We start from the raw sequence: 13313 nt of genomic DNA, 5'->3' as shown, positions 1-13313 counted from the left end.
AGTTATTGAGGGAGTTTTTAAGGAAGCAGTAATATAAAGGTGGTGTTTTGAAACACAAAAAAGCGGGGCATGTGTCTGAAAAAAATGTTCCAGGATTAGCTGTTCGGCAGGTGTGTGTGCGCCTTTTAGGGGCGGTGGTTGATAAGTGTACGCCTCTTTCTGGTTTGACGGATAATGAACACGGACATCCACACTATTTAAAACTTTCACAACGAGATCGTTTGTTGTGTCGGGCTATTTTGATAGCTTCATTACGTCATCGAGGGCAGATTATAGCGGCTTTCTCACGCTTTTTGGTACGTCCTTTGCCTTCACAAGCACTTTCACTTCAGCATCTTTTGCATATCAGTGTCGCACAAATTCTTTATCTTGATATTCCTGATCATGCGGCTATTGATTTAGCTGTACGTGTGGCAAAACTTGATCCTCGTATGCATCGTTTTTCAGGAGTTGTGAATGCTCTTTTGCGCAATGTTGCGCGTGAGGCAGAGCTTTTACGCCAACAAGTTCCTACCATTGAAGGTGTTCCAGCGTGGTTTGGACAGCTTTTAGTGTCAGCTTATGGAACAGAAAAGGCACATCAGATTATAGCAATTCAAAGTATGGAACCCCCTCTCGATTTGACAGTGAAATCTGATAGCGTTGGATGGGCTGAAAGACTTGGCGGTGTTGCGTTGCCCAATGGTTCTGTTCGATTGAATCGTTTGGAGTGTTCTGTTTCTGATTTACCTGGCTATCGTGAAGGGTCTTGGTGGGTTCAAGATTTTGCTGCAGCCTTGCCTGCTTGTTTATTTGGGAGTATTCGGGGTAAACGCGTTGCTGATCTTTGTGCGAGCCCTGGGGGAAAAACAGCACAATTGGCTTTGCAGGAGGCAGAGGTGACTGCAATTGAGCTTTCTGCTAACCGCGTCAAGCGTTTAAAAGAAAATATGGAACGGCTTCATTTTTCAGCTCACATTTGGCAGGGCGATGTGAAAAACTTCCATCCCACACAGCTTTTTGATGCAGTTCTTCTTGATGCCCCTTGTTCTTCTACAGGAACAATCCGTCGTCATCCAGATATTTTATGGACGAAATCGAGAGATGATATCGTCAAGTTAGCGGCGTTGCAATATGATTTGCTTGTCGCAGCAATTTCTTTGGTAAAGGAAGGGGGACGTATTGTTTTTTCCAATTGTTCATTGGCAAGAGAAGAAGGTGAAGATCTTATTGAGAAAATTTTATCGATACGCAATGACATTGTTTTAGACCCTATTTATCCAGAGGAAATGGGAGCATTGGAACATTTGCTTTGTGGGGGGATGTTACGGACAACGCCTGCGGATTTTTGTCATAAAAATTTTGATGCTGAGAAAACCGTATTTTTAGGAATGGATGGTTTTTTTGCTGCGCGCTTACGAAAAATTGCTTAATTAACGCTTCATTTACAAAAATGGTCGAAATTGTATTTGATTCAGCATAAATGGAGATGAAATTTTGGCGGTTGCGGTAAAAGCTACTCAGGTAAAAGTGGCAGACTGTATCGATACGATACAGAATGTTATGCGGCGTTTATGGGTTGGACCATTGTTTCGTTGGCGGTTTTCAGGGTTTCGTCCTCATAAAATTTTAGCGCATCCCATGGATTTGCATGTAGCTGATCCAATGATGGCGCATGAATTTTATCATGGTCGTTTTGCTTTTGCTGGTCACATTGTTCATTCTGGTGCTGTTTCGCCGTTTTCATTGGTTCCACCAACGCTAGAATGGGAAGCGGCTCTACATGATTTTCATTGGTTGCGCCATATGGAGGTAGCAGAAAGTAATTTAGCTTCTGCACATGCACGCTCTCTTTTAGAAGATTGGTTTGATCATACTGGCAAGAAGGTAAAAGGGCTTGCTTGGAGTGGTCCTGTTGTGGCGCGGCGCTTGATTTCATGGATTTGTCATTCGAAAATGTTGTTAGAAGGCGCAAGTGAGCGGTTTGAAAAACGCTTTTTACGTGCACTTGGTTTGCAATTTCGTTATTTGCGCGTGACAATTTGTAGTATGGAGCACAATGATCAACGTTTACAAGCAGCAGTGGCTTTGACATTCGCCTCTCTTGCTTTGCCTGTTTCTGTGGCAGTGAAAAAAAAGGTACAAACGACGCTTATAGAGGAGCTTTCCCGTCAAATCCTAGTTGATGGTGGGCATATTTCCCGTAGTCCTGTTATTTTGCTGAATTTGTTATCGGATTTATTGTCGTTACGGCATCTTTTTATGCGTAGCAATGAAACGGCACCTCGTATTTTGATTGATTCTGTTGAGCGTATGTTGCCAGCTTTACGATTCTTTATCCATGAGGATCAAACGTTGGCCCATTTTAATGGGGTTGGTCCCCTTGTGTCGGAACGTTTATCATCACTTTTGGAGCTTGATGAAACAGGAGGGAATCCTTTTAGTTATGCCCGTTATTCAGGATTTCAGCGCTTAAAAGCCAATCAAACAACAGTGCTTGCAGATACAGGAAAGTTTCCACCCCGCTCTGTAGCACAGCAGGCTTGTTCGGGATGTTTGTCTTTTGAAATGTCTTCACAAGGGCACCGTTTTATTATCAATACCGGTATTAATCCTGATGGGAGGGAAGATTATCGACATTTAGGGCGTGTTACTGCAGCACATTCAACAGCTACGCTTAATGATTGTTCAGTGGGTGCTTTTTATTATAAAAATAAAAATGGCGCGCCATTTTTGTTTGATGGACCAACAGATGTTCAAGTATGCCGTATAGAGGATTCAGAGAAGACGGGTTTTATTGCGAGTCATAATGGTTATGTGAGACCCTTTAATCTTATTCATGAGCGTGGTCTTATTTTGGCGACAAATGGAGATACGATCGAAGGTTTTGATCGATTTTTTATGCCAAATAAAGGGGGAAAGAGACACAAGAGTGTGCAAAATGAACAAAATCATGTTGCTGTTCGGTTTCATCTTCATCCACAAGTTGAAGTTAACTACGATGGCAAACGTGTGTGTTTAGCCGTAAAGAACGAGAACGTGAAGAGCGAACAAGTATGGTATTTTATATCGCCTGACGCAGATATTTGTCTTGAAGATTCGATTGATTTTGCAGAATTAACAGGTCCACAACGGACACAACAGATTGTTTTATATTTTCGTCCTGCATTTCAGGAAAAAGTTCGTTGGCGTTTTATCCGTAAAGCGTTTGATAAAAAATTAGAACATTGTTCCAACCCATAGTATATTGCGTTTTATCTTGTGTGTCGCAAAACATTATTGTTTATTGTAGTAATATTCTCAAAATTTGAAGATCATATCAATTTTATACACGAAGCATTTTTTTGGAGTATGGGTTGGATGTTTTTAGGCAAGGTTTGCTCATAGAGTTTCATGAGGTGATGCTAAAAGGGATTGGCTTCAGAAAAAAAGATTTTTGAAAGACCATTGTTGACAGATGAGTACTAGTTAAGGATTTTGATCCTTTAAAGATATGGAGAGAAAATTAAGCCGTTGCTTATCTTCAATAAGTTCTTAAGTGTGCTGTTGGGATCAATATTTCTCTCTGAGAGAGTTGCATTAATAGGATTACGCTCTTCACGAAAAACAGAGCGCTATTGTATTGTATGTTCACGGACTTATTTTAAAGAAAAATCCCTTAACGCTTCCAAGCCTATTTTGCGACGATGCCCGTGATAGGTATAACGGTAAATCCATTAAGCACCCCCATCTTTACGCTTATGAAGGAGCAGCTCAGCACTATCACACTATTGATCAGTGTCCAATGTTTGTAACAAGCTCTTGGCACTAGAGATGGTTCATAAGAGGCATTTTTAGCCTTCTCTTAAGAGCTTTTATCCATACAGCTCCCCCCGCTTGTAACGTGCAGGCGAATGGTTTTGGTTGATTCAACATACATAAATTTGAAATGGAAGAATCTTACGGTGTTCGGGGTTCTCATTTAATATGAATAACGCTAAATTATTATTATAAATCAAAAGTTGTATATCACAGAAGCACCGAAAATTCGAGAAATGATACACAGCAATGGCCAAGAAAAACAACTCTTCTGCTCTTTGTTACTATACTAAAAATGAAGTCATAATAACAAACCACAAAATGCATGCTTTTTCATAGCAAAGCATTCTCTCAAATATCTCAAACAACTTTCATAAAGATTTACGCGAATAACGTCGTGCAATTGAATCAATATCACCTCGACAAATTCCAAGATCGCTGAGTTCATATGTTGAAAGACGACTTAACGCATTAACGGTTCGACGATAACGGCGCCAATTACTATAAAAACGTAGAATATTCATATCCTCTACTCAAACTTTTCATTACACTCTTTAGTTTAAGAATAGAGTATATTACTAAAAAGAGTTGTGTTATAATATCATAGCAGGTATGCATCTACATACAAGATAATATCCCTTTAACATTTTCCTCATGCGAAAGGGTAACCATTAAAAATATCAACAAGAACATCTTATCCCTAACCAATGGCTAAATTATGTGCATTTTCTGCGGTGATAAACTTCTTCACGTGTAGATTCTTTGGATTGAATAACTGCTTCCATTTCAACAGTTATCAATAGTCATACGATAATTATGAAAAAGTCCTTGAAACCTTTGTTTCATACGAAAAGAAAAGCAGCAAAATTATTAATGGCGGAAGTGACGTGTTCCTGTAAAAACCATCGCTAACCCCTGTGCATCAGCAGCGGCGATAACTTCTTCATCACGCATGGAGCCTCCTGGTTGAATAACTGCTGTTGCCCCTGCTTCAGCTGCTGCTAATAAACCATCTGCAAAAGGAAAAAATGCATCTGATGCAACAACAGATCCTTTTGTGAGAGTTTCTGTTAAGCCTGCTCTTTGCGCACTTTCTGCTGCTTTACTTGCAGCAATTTTGGCTGAATCGATGCGGCTCATTTGTCCAGCTCCAATTCCAACTGTTGCACTATTTTTCGCGTACACAATAGCATTCGATTTAACGTGCTTTGCTACACGAAAAGCAAATTGAAGATCACGCATTTCATCTTGAGTTGGGGTCCGCTTTGTCACTACTTGCAATTTAAGATCATCGACTACCACGTTATCACGTGATTGCACTAAAATGCCTCCCGCTAATGTTTTAGCAAGAAGTCCTCCACAACGTGGATCAGGAACTCCACCTGTAATAAGCAAACGAAGATTTTTTTTCTTGGCAATAATTTCACGTGCCGCCATTGTGGCATCAGGAGCAATAATCACTTCTGTAAAAATTTTAACAATCTCTTCAGCACATTCTTCATCAAGGGGCTGATTTAAAGCAACAATTCCACCAAATGCCGATACATTATCACACATAAGAGCTTTCAAATAAGCTTCTTTCAAATTTTCTCCTTCCGCAACACCACAAGGATTGGCATGTTTAATAAGAGCGACAGCAGCGGTTTTTTGCGGATCAAACTCTGCCACAAGTTCAAAGGCTGCATCTGTATCATTCAGGTTGTTATAAGAGAGCGCTTTGCCTTGTAAAAGTTTTGCTGTTGCAATACCAAAACGTTTTTCATTATTGCGATAAAATGCTGCCTGTTGATGTGGATTTTCTCCATAGCGCATAACACTTTCAAGATGACCAGAAAAACTCTGCCACGATGGAGTTTCAATTTCTAAATCCCGTGCAAACCACGATGCTATTGCCGTATCATAAGCAGCGGTGTGTGCATAAGCGCGCATTGCTAGCTGATGACGCATAGATAAGCTTAAACATCCATTATGCTGCTTTAATTCAGCTAGAATCGAATCATAGTCGTTTATCGCTGTTACAACACCGGTATAAGCATAATTTTTTGCCGCTGCGCGAATCATTGCCGGTCCGCCGATATCAATATTTTCAAGAATTGTTTGATTGTCGGCGCCGGATTGGGCTGTCTCTTCAAAAGGATAAAGATTCACAACTAAAAGATCAATTCCATGAATGTTGTTCTTTTCCATAGCATCTTTATGGCTAGGGTCTTCTCTTACCCCTAACAAAGCACCATGAATCAAAGGGTGGAGTGTTTTAACACGCCCATCCATTATTTCAGGAAATCCGGTAACTTCAGCAACATCTTTTACGGGTAAACCAGCCGCTATGAGGGTTTTGGCTGTTCCTCCTGTTGAAATCAATTCAACATTGTAAGTAGCGTTAAGAGCTTGTGCAAAAGCAACCACACCCGTTTTATCAGACACAGAAAAGAGAACACGACGAACCTGATGAAGATCAGGTATGGGAAAATTTTTGGCAACAACACCCATAACAGCAGCCTTAAAAATGAAAGAGTTAAAATTCTAGTAAAACAAGCTTATACGTTTATAGCATAAGCCTTTAGCAAAATACATTGAAAGGATAAACTGTCTTTTTAGAATATAGGATGACTCACCTTTTTCTATTATTCTGTAAAAACCTCTCATTTGAGGTGTGATGATAGGTATAAAAGTCTCATTGAGACATTAAATGTTTTTTTGTTGCTTATAACTCAACATCTCACCTTCATAGCAGTTTTGAAACAAAAATGCATCCGTATGTTCTCTGCTATATTAGCCTTTATACTAGATGAAGGCGAAAGTATTGCATATATCAATTGGAGTAATCTCTGAAATGGGAAATAATCTAATGAAGCAAGAATATAAAATTATAAAGGCAAAAATGGGTGACTATCTTTCCTATTATTTTTAAATTTGACTTTATGTTTTTCAAAAGCGTTATGACAATTCTTTTTAAGAGTGTGGCGTAAATCTTTTGTGGATGGTATAAAGTTCATTGTATGCCTATGATCTTTAATTTAACAAAGGCGCAAGTTGGTAGCTTTTATTCTCTTTATCAGTTTTCAAGATTCTAAAAATTTTTGTTACTTGAGATGGAAGAGGTATTTTTTTAGTTTTTTTGCCGTAGCAGAAAAAGAAAACCTCCTAACACACCAGCAGCTAAAATAAACCACGTGATTGCATAAACGAGATGATTATTTCGAAAATGGATAATCGTAAGACCAGCAATGGGAAGGTTTGCTTGTGGGGTTGTTTTTTTTCCGGCATCAATGAAATAAGGGGCAACAGTGGACAAACCAAGTTTTTGTGCCATAGCGGGGAGATCGCGCGTATACCATAAATTTTTGTCAGGATTATTTTTGCGTGGAAAAAATCCATTTTTTTCACTCATGCGTAATAAACCTATGATCGTTGTTTGTTCTGTGTCCGTGGTAGAATGTTGCTGAGATGAGGCATTTGTATCCAATTGCTCTGAGTTTTGAAAATTGTTACGTTCATCCATGGGGATAAAACCACGGTTGATAAAGGTCAATGCATTGTCATTAGTGGTTTGTAAAGGAGTCAAAACCCAATATCCCGTAGTATTTTGAGCGGTAGCCGTGACCAAAATATTTTTATCTGTTAAAAATTTTCCCGTGATAACAACAGGTTGATATTCATATTTTTCAAAAGTAACATCTGCCCATTGATTTTTGGGGGGGGCTTTTATGGGGGGCAAATGAATGCGCTGATTGGTACTGGTGATAAGATTTGTTTTCCAGTTTAACCGTTGTACTTGCCATATACCTAATGCACTGAAGAGAAGAAAAAAACAAATACATAAAGTTCCAAACAAAAAAGAAGAAAAACGGTTAGGATTTTCTTGAAGCTTTGTCATGGGGGACTCTTGTTTACTCATGATTTATATTTCCTTTCAGGACAATAAGCTTTCATTCTAACATGGTGTGACTTTAAAAAAACATTTTGTACGCCTTATTGCAGAAAAAGATGAAAAATGCTCCCATAAGAGATGAAAAAGGTTTTATAAAAGACTTGACCTTTTGTTGTCGACCCCCTATTAGAAAGAAACTTCCCAATGGTGCCCGTTCGAGGTAGTGTTGTGCGTGCTTTACGTTCATTCTATCCTTTGGGTATAGGGATTTGAAAGTTTCTTAGAGTTTTAAGGGTGAAGTTTATGTCTCGTGCATGTGAATTGACAGGGAAGACGGTTCTGTATGGTAATAATGTTAGCCATGCAAATAATAAGACTCGGCGTCGTTTTTTACCAAATCTTTGCAATGTGACATTGATTTCAGAAGTGTTACAGCAAAGTTATCGCTTGCGCATTTCTGCAAGTGCGTTGCGTTCTGTTGAGCACCGCGGTGGTCTTGATGTTTTTTTAATGAAAGCAGACGATAAAGAGTTGTCACAACGTGCGCGTTTGTTAAAACGCCAAATCATTAAGAAGAAATCTGAGCAAGAAGGTGAAAAAAAAGCTGAGCAAGCAGCGTAATTTTCAGCGTTATTGTTTTTGGCTTTTTTCTTTTTGATCGCTCTGTTTTATTGGTTCCATACCCCAGGTTAAAAAAAATGTCTTCAAGCGGTCTTTTATTAGAACAGCAAAGAAAAAGGTATGTTGTTTTTTCTATTTTTGCAATGTGCCTTGCTGTCACGGCTTCTAATATTTTAGTTCAATATCCTGTCTATTGGTTTGATTTGAATGAGCTGTTGACTTATGGGGCTTTTACCTATCCATTTGCTTTTCTGATTAATGATTTGACCAATCGTTTTTATGGTCCATCTGCTGCGCGGCGTGTGGTTTATGCTGGTTTTTTTGCGGGTGTCTTTGTTTCTTGGGTATTGGCGACCCCACGGCTTGCAATTGCCTCTAGTCTAGCATTTTTATTTGGGCAACTCCTTGATATTATTGTTTTTACTCCGTTGCGACGTAAAACATGGTGGAAAGCGCCTTTAGCAGCAGCATTGGTTGGTTCGGCTTTGGATACAGTGCTGTTTTTTTCTCTTGCTTTTTCTAGCTTTTTTGCCGTTCTTGATAGGATAACAGGCTATGCTGATAGTTCTCTAGTGGAGAGTACTGTTTTGGGAGGGATAGGCATGCCAGTTTGGCTCTCACTTGCTTTTGGTGATTTTTCGGTAAAAATTGTTATGAGCCTGTTGATGTTGATTCCTTATGGGACAATTCTTAACATTATAAAGCTTCCTCTTTATCGAGGGTATTCAAAGGATGCTTCCTCTTTTGTTTGTAACAAATAATAGTCTTTGTCTTTTTGTTTTGGCTAAAGGAAAGACAATAGTGCTCTATGTTTTATAAGGGCAGCATTGGAGAGGATTCAATTCATAAGAGGTATTTTGATCATTTCTCAAATGGTGTTTATTTATACATCATCTATGCTTATGAAGTGTAAGGAAATGGTTTTGGCTGATTCAATATGAGATGATTTGAGATAAAAACATCTTATCAGTATTAAAAACAGATAGTAAAGCTCCTATAAAGGCAAAAAAATGTCTTGTTAGAAGTTGTGGTTTCTTACAGATAATTGTTTGAGCTATAAGCAGCTTGGTTATTATAAAGATAAAAACAGTTCGATACATATTTGAGTAGTCTATAAATAGAAAGGTAAATACCAATGGTGTTAAATCCTTTTTGGCAGTTTTGAAGTGTGATTATACTGGTATTTATCATTATTTTAGTGGCAAATATTTATGCGTATATGTTAATGAATTTACAATTTTTTATAATACGATTTCTGTAAAATTTGGCAAACGCTTCGAGTGTTTATTTTAGATAATTGTAAGTTAGAAAATGCGATACTTGGAGCTGATAGTATGAACAAAATGATAAATCAAAGAGATCATAGAGAGGCTTTATTTGATAATTTGGTATTAACTTCCTTGAAAAAACAGAAAAAGATTAGGGAGCTTACTATTGTAAAATCACCTCTTCGTTATCCGGGAGGAAAAAGTCGTGCTGTTCCTATGATTATTAATAACTACATAAGGAAACAAAAAACTTTATGTTCTCCTTTTGTAGGAGGAGGTTCAATTGAATTAACCTTAGCAAAAAGAGGAACAAAGGTTTATGCTTATGATGCTTTTAAGCCGCTTGTTATTTTTTGGCAGATGCTCTTGAGAGATGCTTCAGCTCTTGCAGAAAAAGTAAGAGAATATGAAGATATGACTCCTGCAATGTTTTATAATCTCCAAAAAACTTTTGGGAATATTAAAAATCCATTAGAAATTGCTGCTATTTTTTTTGCTCTTAATCGCTCTTCTTTTTCCGGAACAACACTTTCTGGCGGTATGTCTCCAGGACATCCCCGATTCAATTATCGTTCTATTGAACGGCTTAAAGATTTTAAGATTGAAAATTTCACAGTGGAACACAGAGATTTTACAGAAAGTATTCCTAAACACTTTGACGATTTTCTTTATTGTGATCCTCCGTATCTTATTAATCAAAAACTTTACGGTCAAAAAGGCGATAAACATCATTCTTTTGATCATCAAGCTCTTGCTGAACTTTTAAGAAAGCGTCAAGGATGGGTTTTATCTTATAATGATTGTGTGGAAGTTAGAGAACTTTATAAAGGACATACAATACTTAATCCTGAATGGACTTACGGTATGGGGAACAATAAAAAATCAAATGAACTCGTAATTTTGAGTAAGGATATTTAGGAAACTGCATGAATCAGGTAGAGAATGGAAAAGCCTTTGAATATGCTTTGGCTATGGGTTTTAAAAAAGCAACAAAGGCTCCTATAGAGTTTAACTCGTCCTTTCAAATAGCAGAGTCTTTTTATAATTTATTTAATGATACTGAAAAAAGGCTTTTAAATCTTGCTTCTATTGAAGCAGCTGTTTTCTTACAGTTACATGATAAAAATATTAGAAACACGAAAACTATTGTTCTTCAGGAAGATTCTGTTGGAATAAAAGGAGATGTCCGTGATATTATTTTAAAAATTCCTGAAAATCCTATTGGTATTTCTGCAAAACATAATCATAGCGCTATCAAACATCCTCGCCTTTCCAGTAAAATAGATTTTGGTAAAGAATGGACAGGTTATCCTTGTAGCAACTTTTATTTTAATGAAATTGGATCTATTTTTGATTATTTAGCAGAGCTCAAAGATAAGAAAATGTTCTTTAGAGATATAGAAGATAAAGAAAGTAGAATTTATCTTCCAATTTTAGAATCTTTTTCTAAAGAACTTCAAAGGCTGTGTTTAGATCATCAAGATAAATTTGTGAAGCTATTGTTTCAGTATGTTATAGGTTCTTATGATTTTTATAAGATTATGATAGATACAAGATCTAAACAAAAACGGGTGATTATTCAGTCTTTTAATTTAAATGGCACTTTGGGATATGGTCGTAAATGGAGAATTCCAAGCAAAATTTTATCCGTTGCAATAAAACCGGAAAGTAAAAACAAACTCATTATAATTTTTGAAGATGGTTGGAGCATTTCTTTTAGAATTCATAATGCATCTAGTAAAGTAGAAGCTTCCTTAAAGTTCGATATTCAATTTGTGGGATTATCTTCTCAGGTTTTTAGCCATCAAATTCCGATGGTTTAATGATAGAAATAATTTTTAAAATGTAATCGTTGTTGATTCAAGGAAGGCTTATTTCTTATAACTATGAGGACTTTTATCACTAAAAAGTACTTCTAATTGTTTTGTTATAGCGTCGGCAAGTTCTTCAGCATTCATAATTGTTACAGCACGTTGATAATAACGTGTGACGTCATGACCAATTCCAATGGCAATGAGTTCGATGGGGGAATGGGTTTGGATTTCTTGAATCACTGCACGTAAATGTTTTTCTAGATAATTGCTGGAGTTGACCGATAGTGTTGAATCGTCAACAGGAGCACCATCAGAAATGACCATAAGAATGCGACGTTGTTCACGCCGTAATAAAAGGCGTTGATGTGCCCAAATCAAAGCTTCTCCATCAATATTTTCTTTTAATAATCCTTCTTGCATCATCAAACCTAAATTGCGTCGTGCGCGACGCCATGGGGTATCAGCACTTTTATAGATGATATGGCATAAATCATTAAGACGTCCAGGATTATGGGGGTTGTTTTGGGCAAGCCATTGTTCGCGTGATTTTCCTCCTTTCCAAGTTTTAGTGGTAAAACCTAAAATTTCAACTTTGACACCACAACGTTCAAGAGTTTGTGCCAAAATATCGGCACAACTTGCAGCAACGCTAATGGGGCGTCCGCGCATTGAACCAGAATTATCAATGAGGAGTGAAACAACCGTGTCTCGAAATTGGGTATTACTTTCTATTTTAAAAGAAAGGGGTTGTGTTGGGTCGATAATAAGGCGTGGAAGTCGTGCTGTATCAAGATATCCTTCTTCAAGGTCAAATTTCCAATTGCGATTTTGTTGCGCCATCAAGCGGCGCTGGAGACGGTTTGCTAAACGTCCAACGATGTTTTGGAGATGATTGATTTGCTTATCAAGATAACGGCGTAAGTTATCTAACTCGTTTTCAGAACAAAAATCTGTTGCTTCCAAAATTTCATCAAATTGACGGGTGAAGATTTTATAATTGCCAAGTTTTTGCATTTGTTCCGAATCGGAAAAAAGGTGTTTGAGTTTGTGCGGCTTTTCTTGCCAAGGTCCATTTTTTTGCTCGCCGTCAGCTTGATCATTGTTGTTTGATTGTGTCGCTTGTGTTTTTCCGTCGTCTTGCACATCACTTTCTTGTTCAGTGCTGGTTTGTTCTTCACTTTGAGCGTGTTTTTTGTTTTTACTCTCTTCTTCTGCTTGGTCTTGAGGTTCATATTCGTTTTTTAATTTTTTATTGTTTTCACTGTTAGAAGCTTCACCCTGTTGTACTGTCATTTTGAGTGTAACAAGCATTTGGCGAACGATTTGTGCAAAAGCCTGTTGGTTGTAAATATGATGTGTAAGTTCATTAAGCTCTGCTGCGGCTTTTTGTTCGAGTTCTTGACGCCACAATTCTAAAACAGGGCCCGCTTCTTTTGGGGCAGGGCGCTTTGTTACTTTTTCACGCAATAAAAGTGCAATCGCTTCTTGGATGGGAGCCTCACTTTGGTTGCTAATCTTATGATAATGGGCTCTCTTGTATTTATCGGCGAGCATGACATCAAGGTTCTTTGCAAGCCCCTCCATGGTTAACGTGCCAATTGCTTCCACACGTGTTTGTTCGAGAGCATCAAAGACAGCACGTGCTTCTGATTCTAGTGGAGCAAATTGCATGTGAATGCGGTTGTCATGCCATGCTTTGCGAAGAGCCATGGAATCACCTAATCCGCGGGTAATGGTGATGTCTTTATTCGTTGCGTATTGAGGTAATTCTGGTAAACGTGCACAACTTTCGCTCAAAGATGGTCGGTTATGACTAAAGGAAACTTCAAGGTTGTTTGTGCCTGCAATCGCACGCATACAGGTGGAAAGTGCTTTTTTAAAAGCTTCAGTATTAAGAGTGTTGTTGGAAGAATCTTTTGCTGGATTTTTGTTGTCACCAATATCGGTAGCCATGAGTGACAG

The 13313-nt window shown here is 37.9% G+C and carries 11 protein-coding genes; 7 read left to right on the top strand and 4 right to left on the bottom strand.

The window, feature by feature from the left end; all coding sequences use genetic code 11:
- Positions 1 to 47: 47 nt before the first annotated feature.
- Together ACFIMU_RS02340 and ACFIMU_RS02335 are read left to right on the top strand one after the other, a co-directional pair.
- Entirely contained in the window at positions 48 to 1412 is a 1365-nt protein-coding gene (locus ACFIMU_RS02340) for an RsmB/NOP family class I SAM-dependent RNA methyltransferase (protein ID WP_375696792.1), read from the top strand.
- A 64-nt stretch (positions 1413 to 1476) separates the two neighbouring features.
- Entirely contained in the window at positions 1477 to 3222 is a 1746-nt protein-coding gene (locus ACFIMU_RS02335; protein ID WP_375606029.1) for a heparinase II/III family protein, read from the top strand.
- A 926-nt stretch (positions 3223 to 4148) separates the two neighbouring features.
- Here the strand turns inward: ACFIMU_RS02335 and ACFIMU_RS02330 are convergent.
- From ACFIMU_RS02330 to ACFIMU_RS02320, 3 genes are all read right to left on the bottom strand, one after another.
- Positions 4149 to 4301, bottom strand: coding sequence for a DUF1127 domain-containing protein (locus ACFIMU_RS02330; RefSeq protein WP_273790070.1), 153 nt, complete (start codon positions 4299 to 4301; stop codon positions 4149 to 4151).
- A gap of 346 nt (positions 4302 to 4647) precedes the next feature.
- Positions 4648 to 6267 carry a bifunctional phosphoribosylaminoimidazolecarboxamide formyltransferase/IMP cyclohydrolase gene (purH, locus tag ACFIMU_RS02325; protein ID WP_375606028.1) on the bottom strand — a complete coding sequence of 540 codons (1620 nt, stop codon included), beginning with the start codon at positions 6265 to 6267 and terminating at the stop codon, positions 4648 to 4650.
- Between the two features lie 619 nt (positions 6268 to 6886).
- Positions 6887 to 7675: an SURF1 family protein gene (locus tag ACFIMU_RS02320; protein WP_375614365.1), complete on the bottom strand. Its 789-nt coding sequence runs from the start codon at positions 7673 to 7675 to the stop codon at positions 6887 to 6889.
- Positions 7676 to 7951: 276 nt separating this feature from the next.
- Between ACFIMU_RS02320 and rpmB the strand changes: the two genes are divergently transcribed.
- From rpmB to ACFIMU_RS02295, 5 genes are all read left to right on the top strand, one after another.
- Positions 7952 to 8269: a 50S ribosomal protein L28 gene (rpmB, locus tag ACFIMU_RS02315; RefSeq protein WP_375606026.1), complete on the top strand. Its 318-nt coding sequence runs from the start codon at positions 7952 to 7954 to the stop codon at positions 8267 to 8269.
- A gap of 77 nt (positions 8270 to 8346) precedes the next feature.
- A complete protein-coding gene (locus ACFIMU_RS02310; protein ID WP_375696791.1) occupies positions 8347 to 9030 on the top strand; it encodes a VUT family protein in 684 nt (227 codons plus the stop codon).
- Positions 9031 to 9382: 352 nt separating this feature from the next.
- Positions 9383 to 9562 (top strand): transposase, encoded by a 180-nt coding sequence (locus tag ACFIMU_RS02305; RefSeq protein ID WP_375696820.1) that lies wholly within the window; start codon positions 9383 to 9385, stop codon positions 9560 to 9562.
- A 41-nt stretch (positions 9563 to 9603) separates the two neighbouring features.
- A complete protein-coding gene (locus ACFIMU_RS02300; protein WP_375696790.1) occupies positions 9604 to 10455 on the top strand; it encodes a DNA adenine methylase in 852 nt (283 codons plus the stop codon).
- An 8-nt stretch (positions 10456 to 10463) separates the two neighbouring features.
- Entirely contained in the window at positions 10464 to 11360 is an 897-nt protein-coding gene (locus ACFIMU_RS02295; protein ID WP_375696789.1) for a HaeIII family restriction endonuclease, read from the top strand.
- A gap of 48 nt (positions 11361 to 11408) precedes the next feature.
- On the opposite strand, the gene cobT is transcribed toward ACFIMU_RS02295, so the two are convergent.
- Entirely contained in the window at positions 11409 to 13304 is a 1896-nt protein-coding gene (cobT, locus tag ACFIMU_RS02290) for a cobaltochelatase subunit CobT (RefSeq protein WP_375696788.1), read from the bottom strand.
- Positions 13305 to 13313: the final 9 nt, after the last annotated feature.

It is taken from the genome of Bartonella sp. AC70YNML (assembly GCF_042196545.1).
Taxonomy (GTDB): Bacteria; Pseudomonadota; Alphaproteobacteria; order Rhizobiales; family Rhizobiaceae; genus Bartonella.
Note: the sequence above shows the minus strand (reverse complement) of the source record. Positions and strands in the feature narration are given on the sequence as shown.

What these genes read in the sequence shown, in the direction of transcription:
- ACFIMU_RS02330 (WP_273790070.1), bottom strand. Translation starts at nt 4,301, where the DNA reads ATGAATATTCTACGTTTTTATAGTAATTGGCGCCGTTATCGTCGAACC.
- purH (WP_375606028.1), bottom strand. Translation starts at nt 6,267, where the DNA reads ATGGGTGTTGTTGCCAAAAATTTTCCCATACCTGATCTTCATCAGGTT.
- ACFIMU_RS02320 (WP_375614365.1), bottom strand. Translation starts at nt 7,675, where the DNA reads ATGAGTAAACAAGAGTCCCCCATGACAAAGCTTCAAGAAAATCCTAAC.
- rpmB (WP_375606026.1), top strand. Translation starts at nt 7,952, where the DNA reads ATGTCTCGTGCATGTGAATTGACAGGGAAGACGGTTCTGTATGGTAAT.
- ACFIMU_RS02310 (WP_375696791.1), top strand. Translation starts at nt 8,347, where the DNA reads ATGTCTTCAAGCGGTCTTTTATTAGAACAGCAAAGAAAAAGGTATGTT.
- ACFIMU_RS02300 (WP_375696790.1), top strand. Translation starts at nt 9,604, where the DNA reads ATGAACAAAATGATAAATCAAAGAGATCATAGAGAGGCTTTATTTGAT.
- ACFIMU_RS02295 (WP_375696789.1), top strand. Translation starts at nt 10,464, where the DNA reads ATGAATCAGGTAGAGAATGGAAAAGCCTTTGAATATGCTTTGGCTATG.
- cobT (WP_375696788.1), bottom strand. Translation starts at nt 13,304, where the DNA reads ATGGCTACCGATATTGGTGACAACAAAAATCCAGCAAAAGATTCTTCC.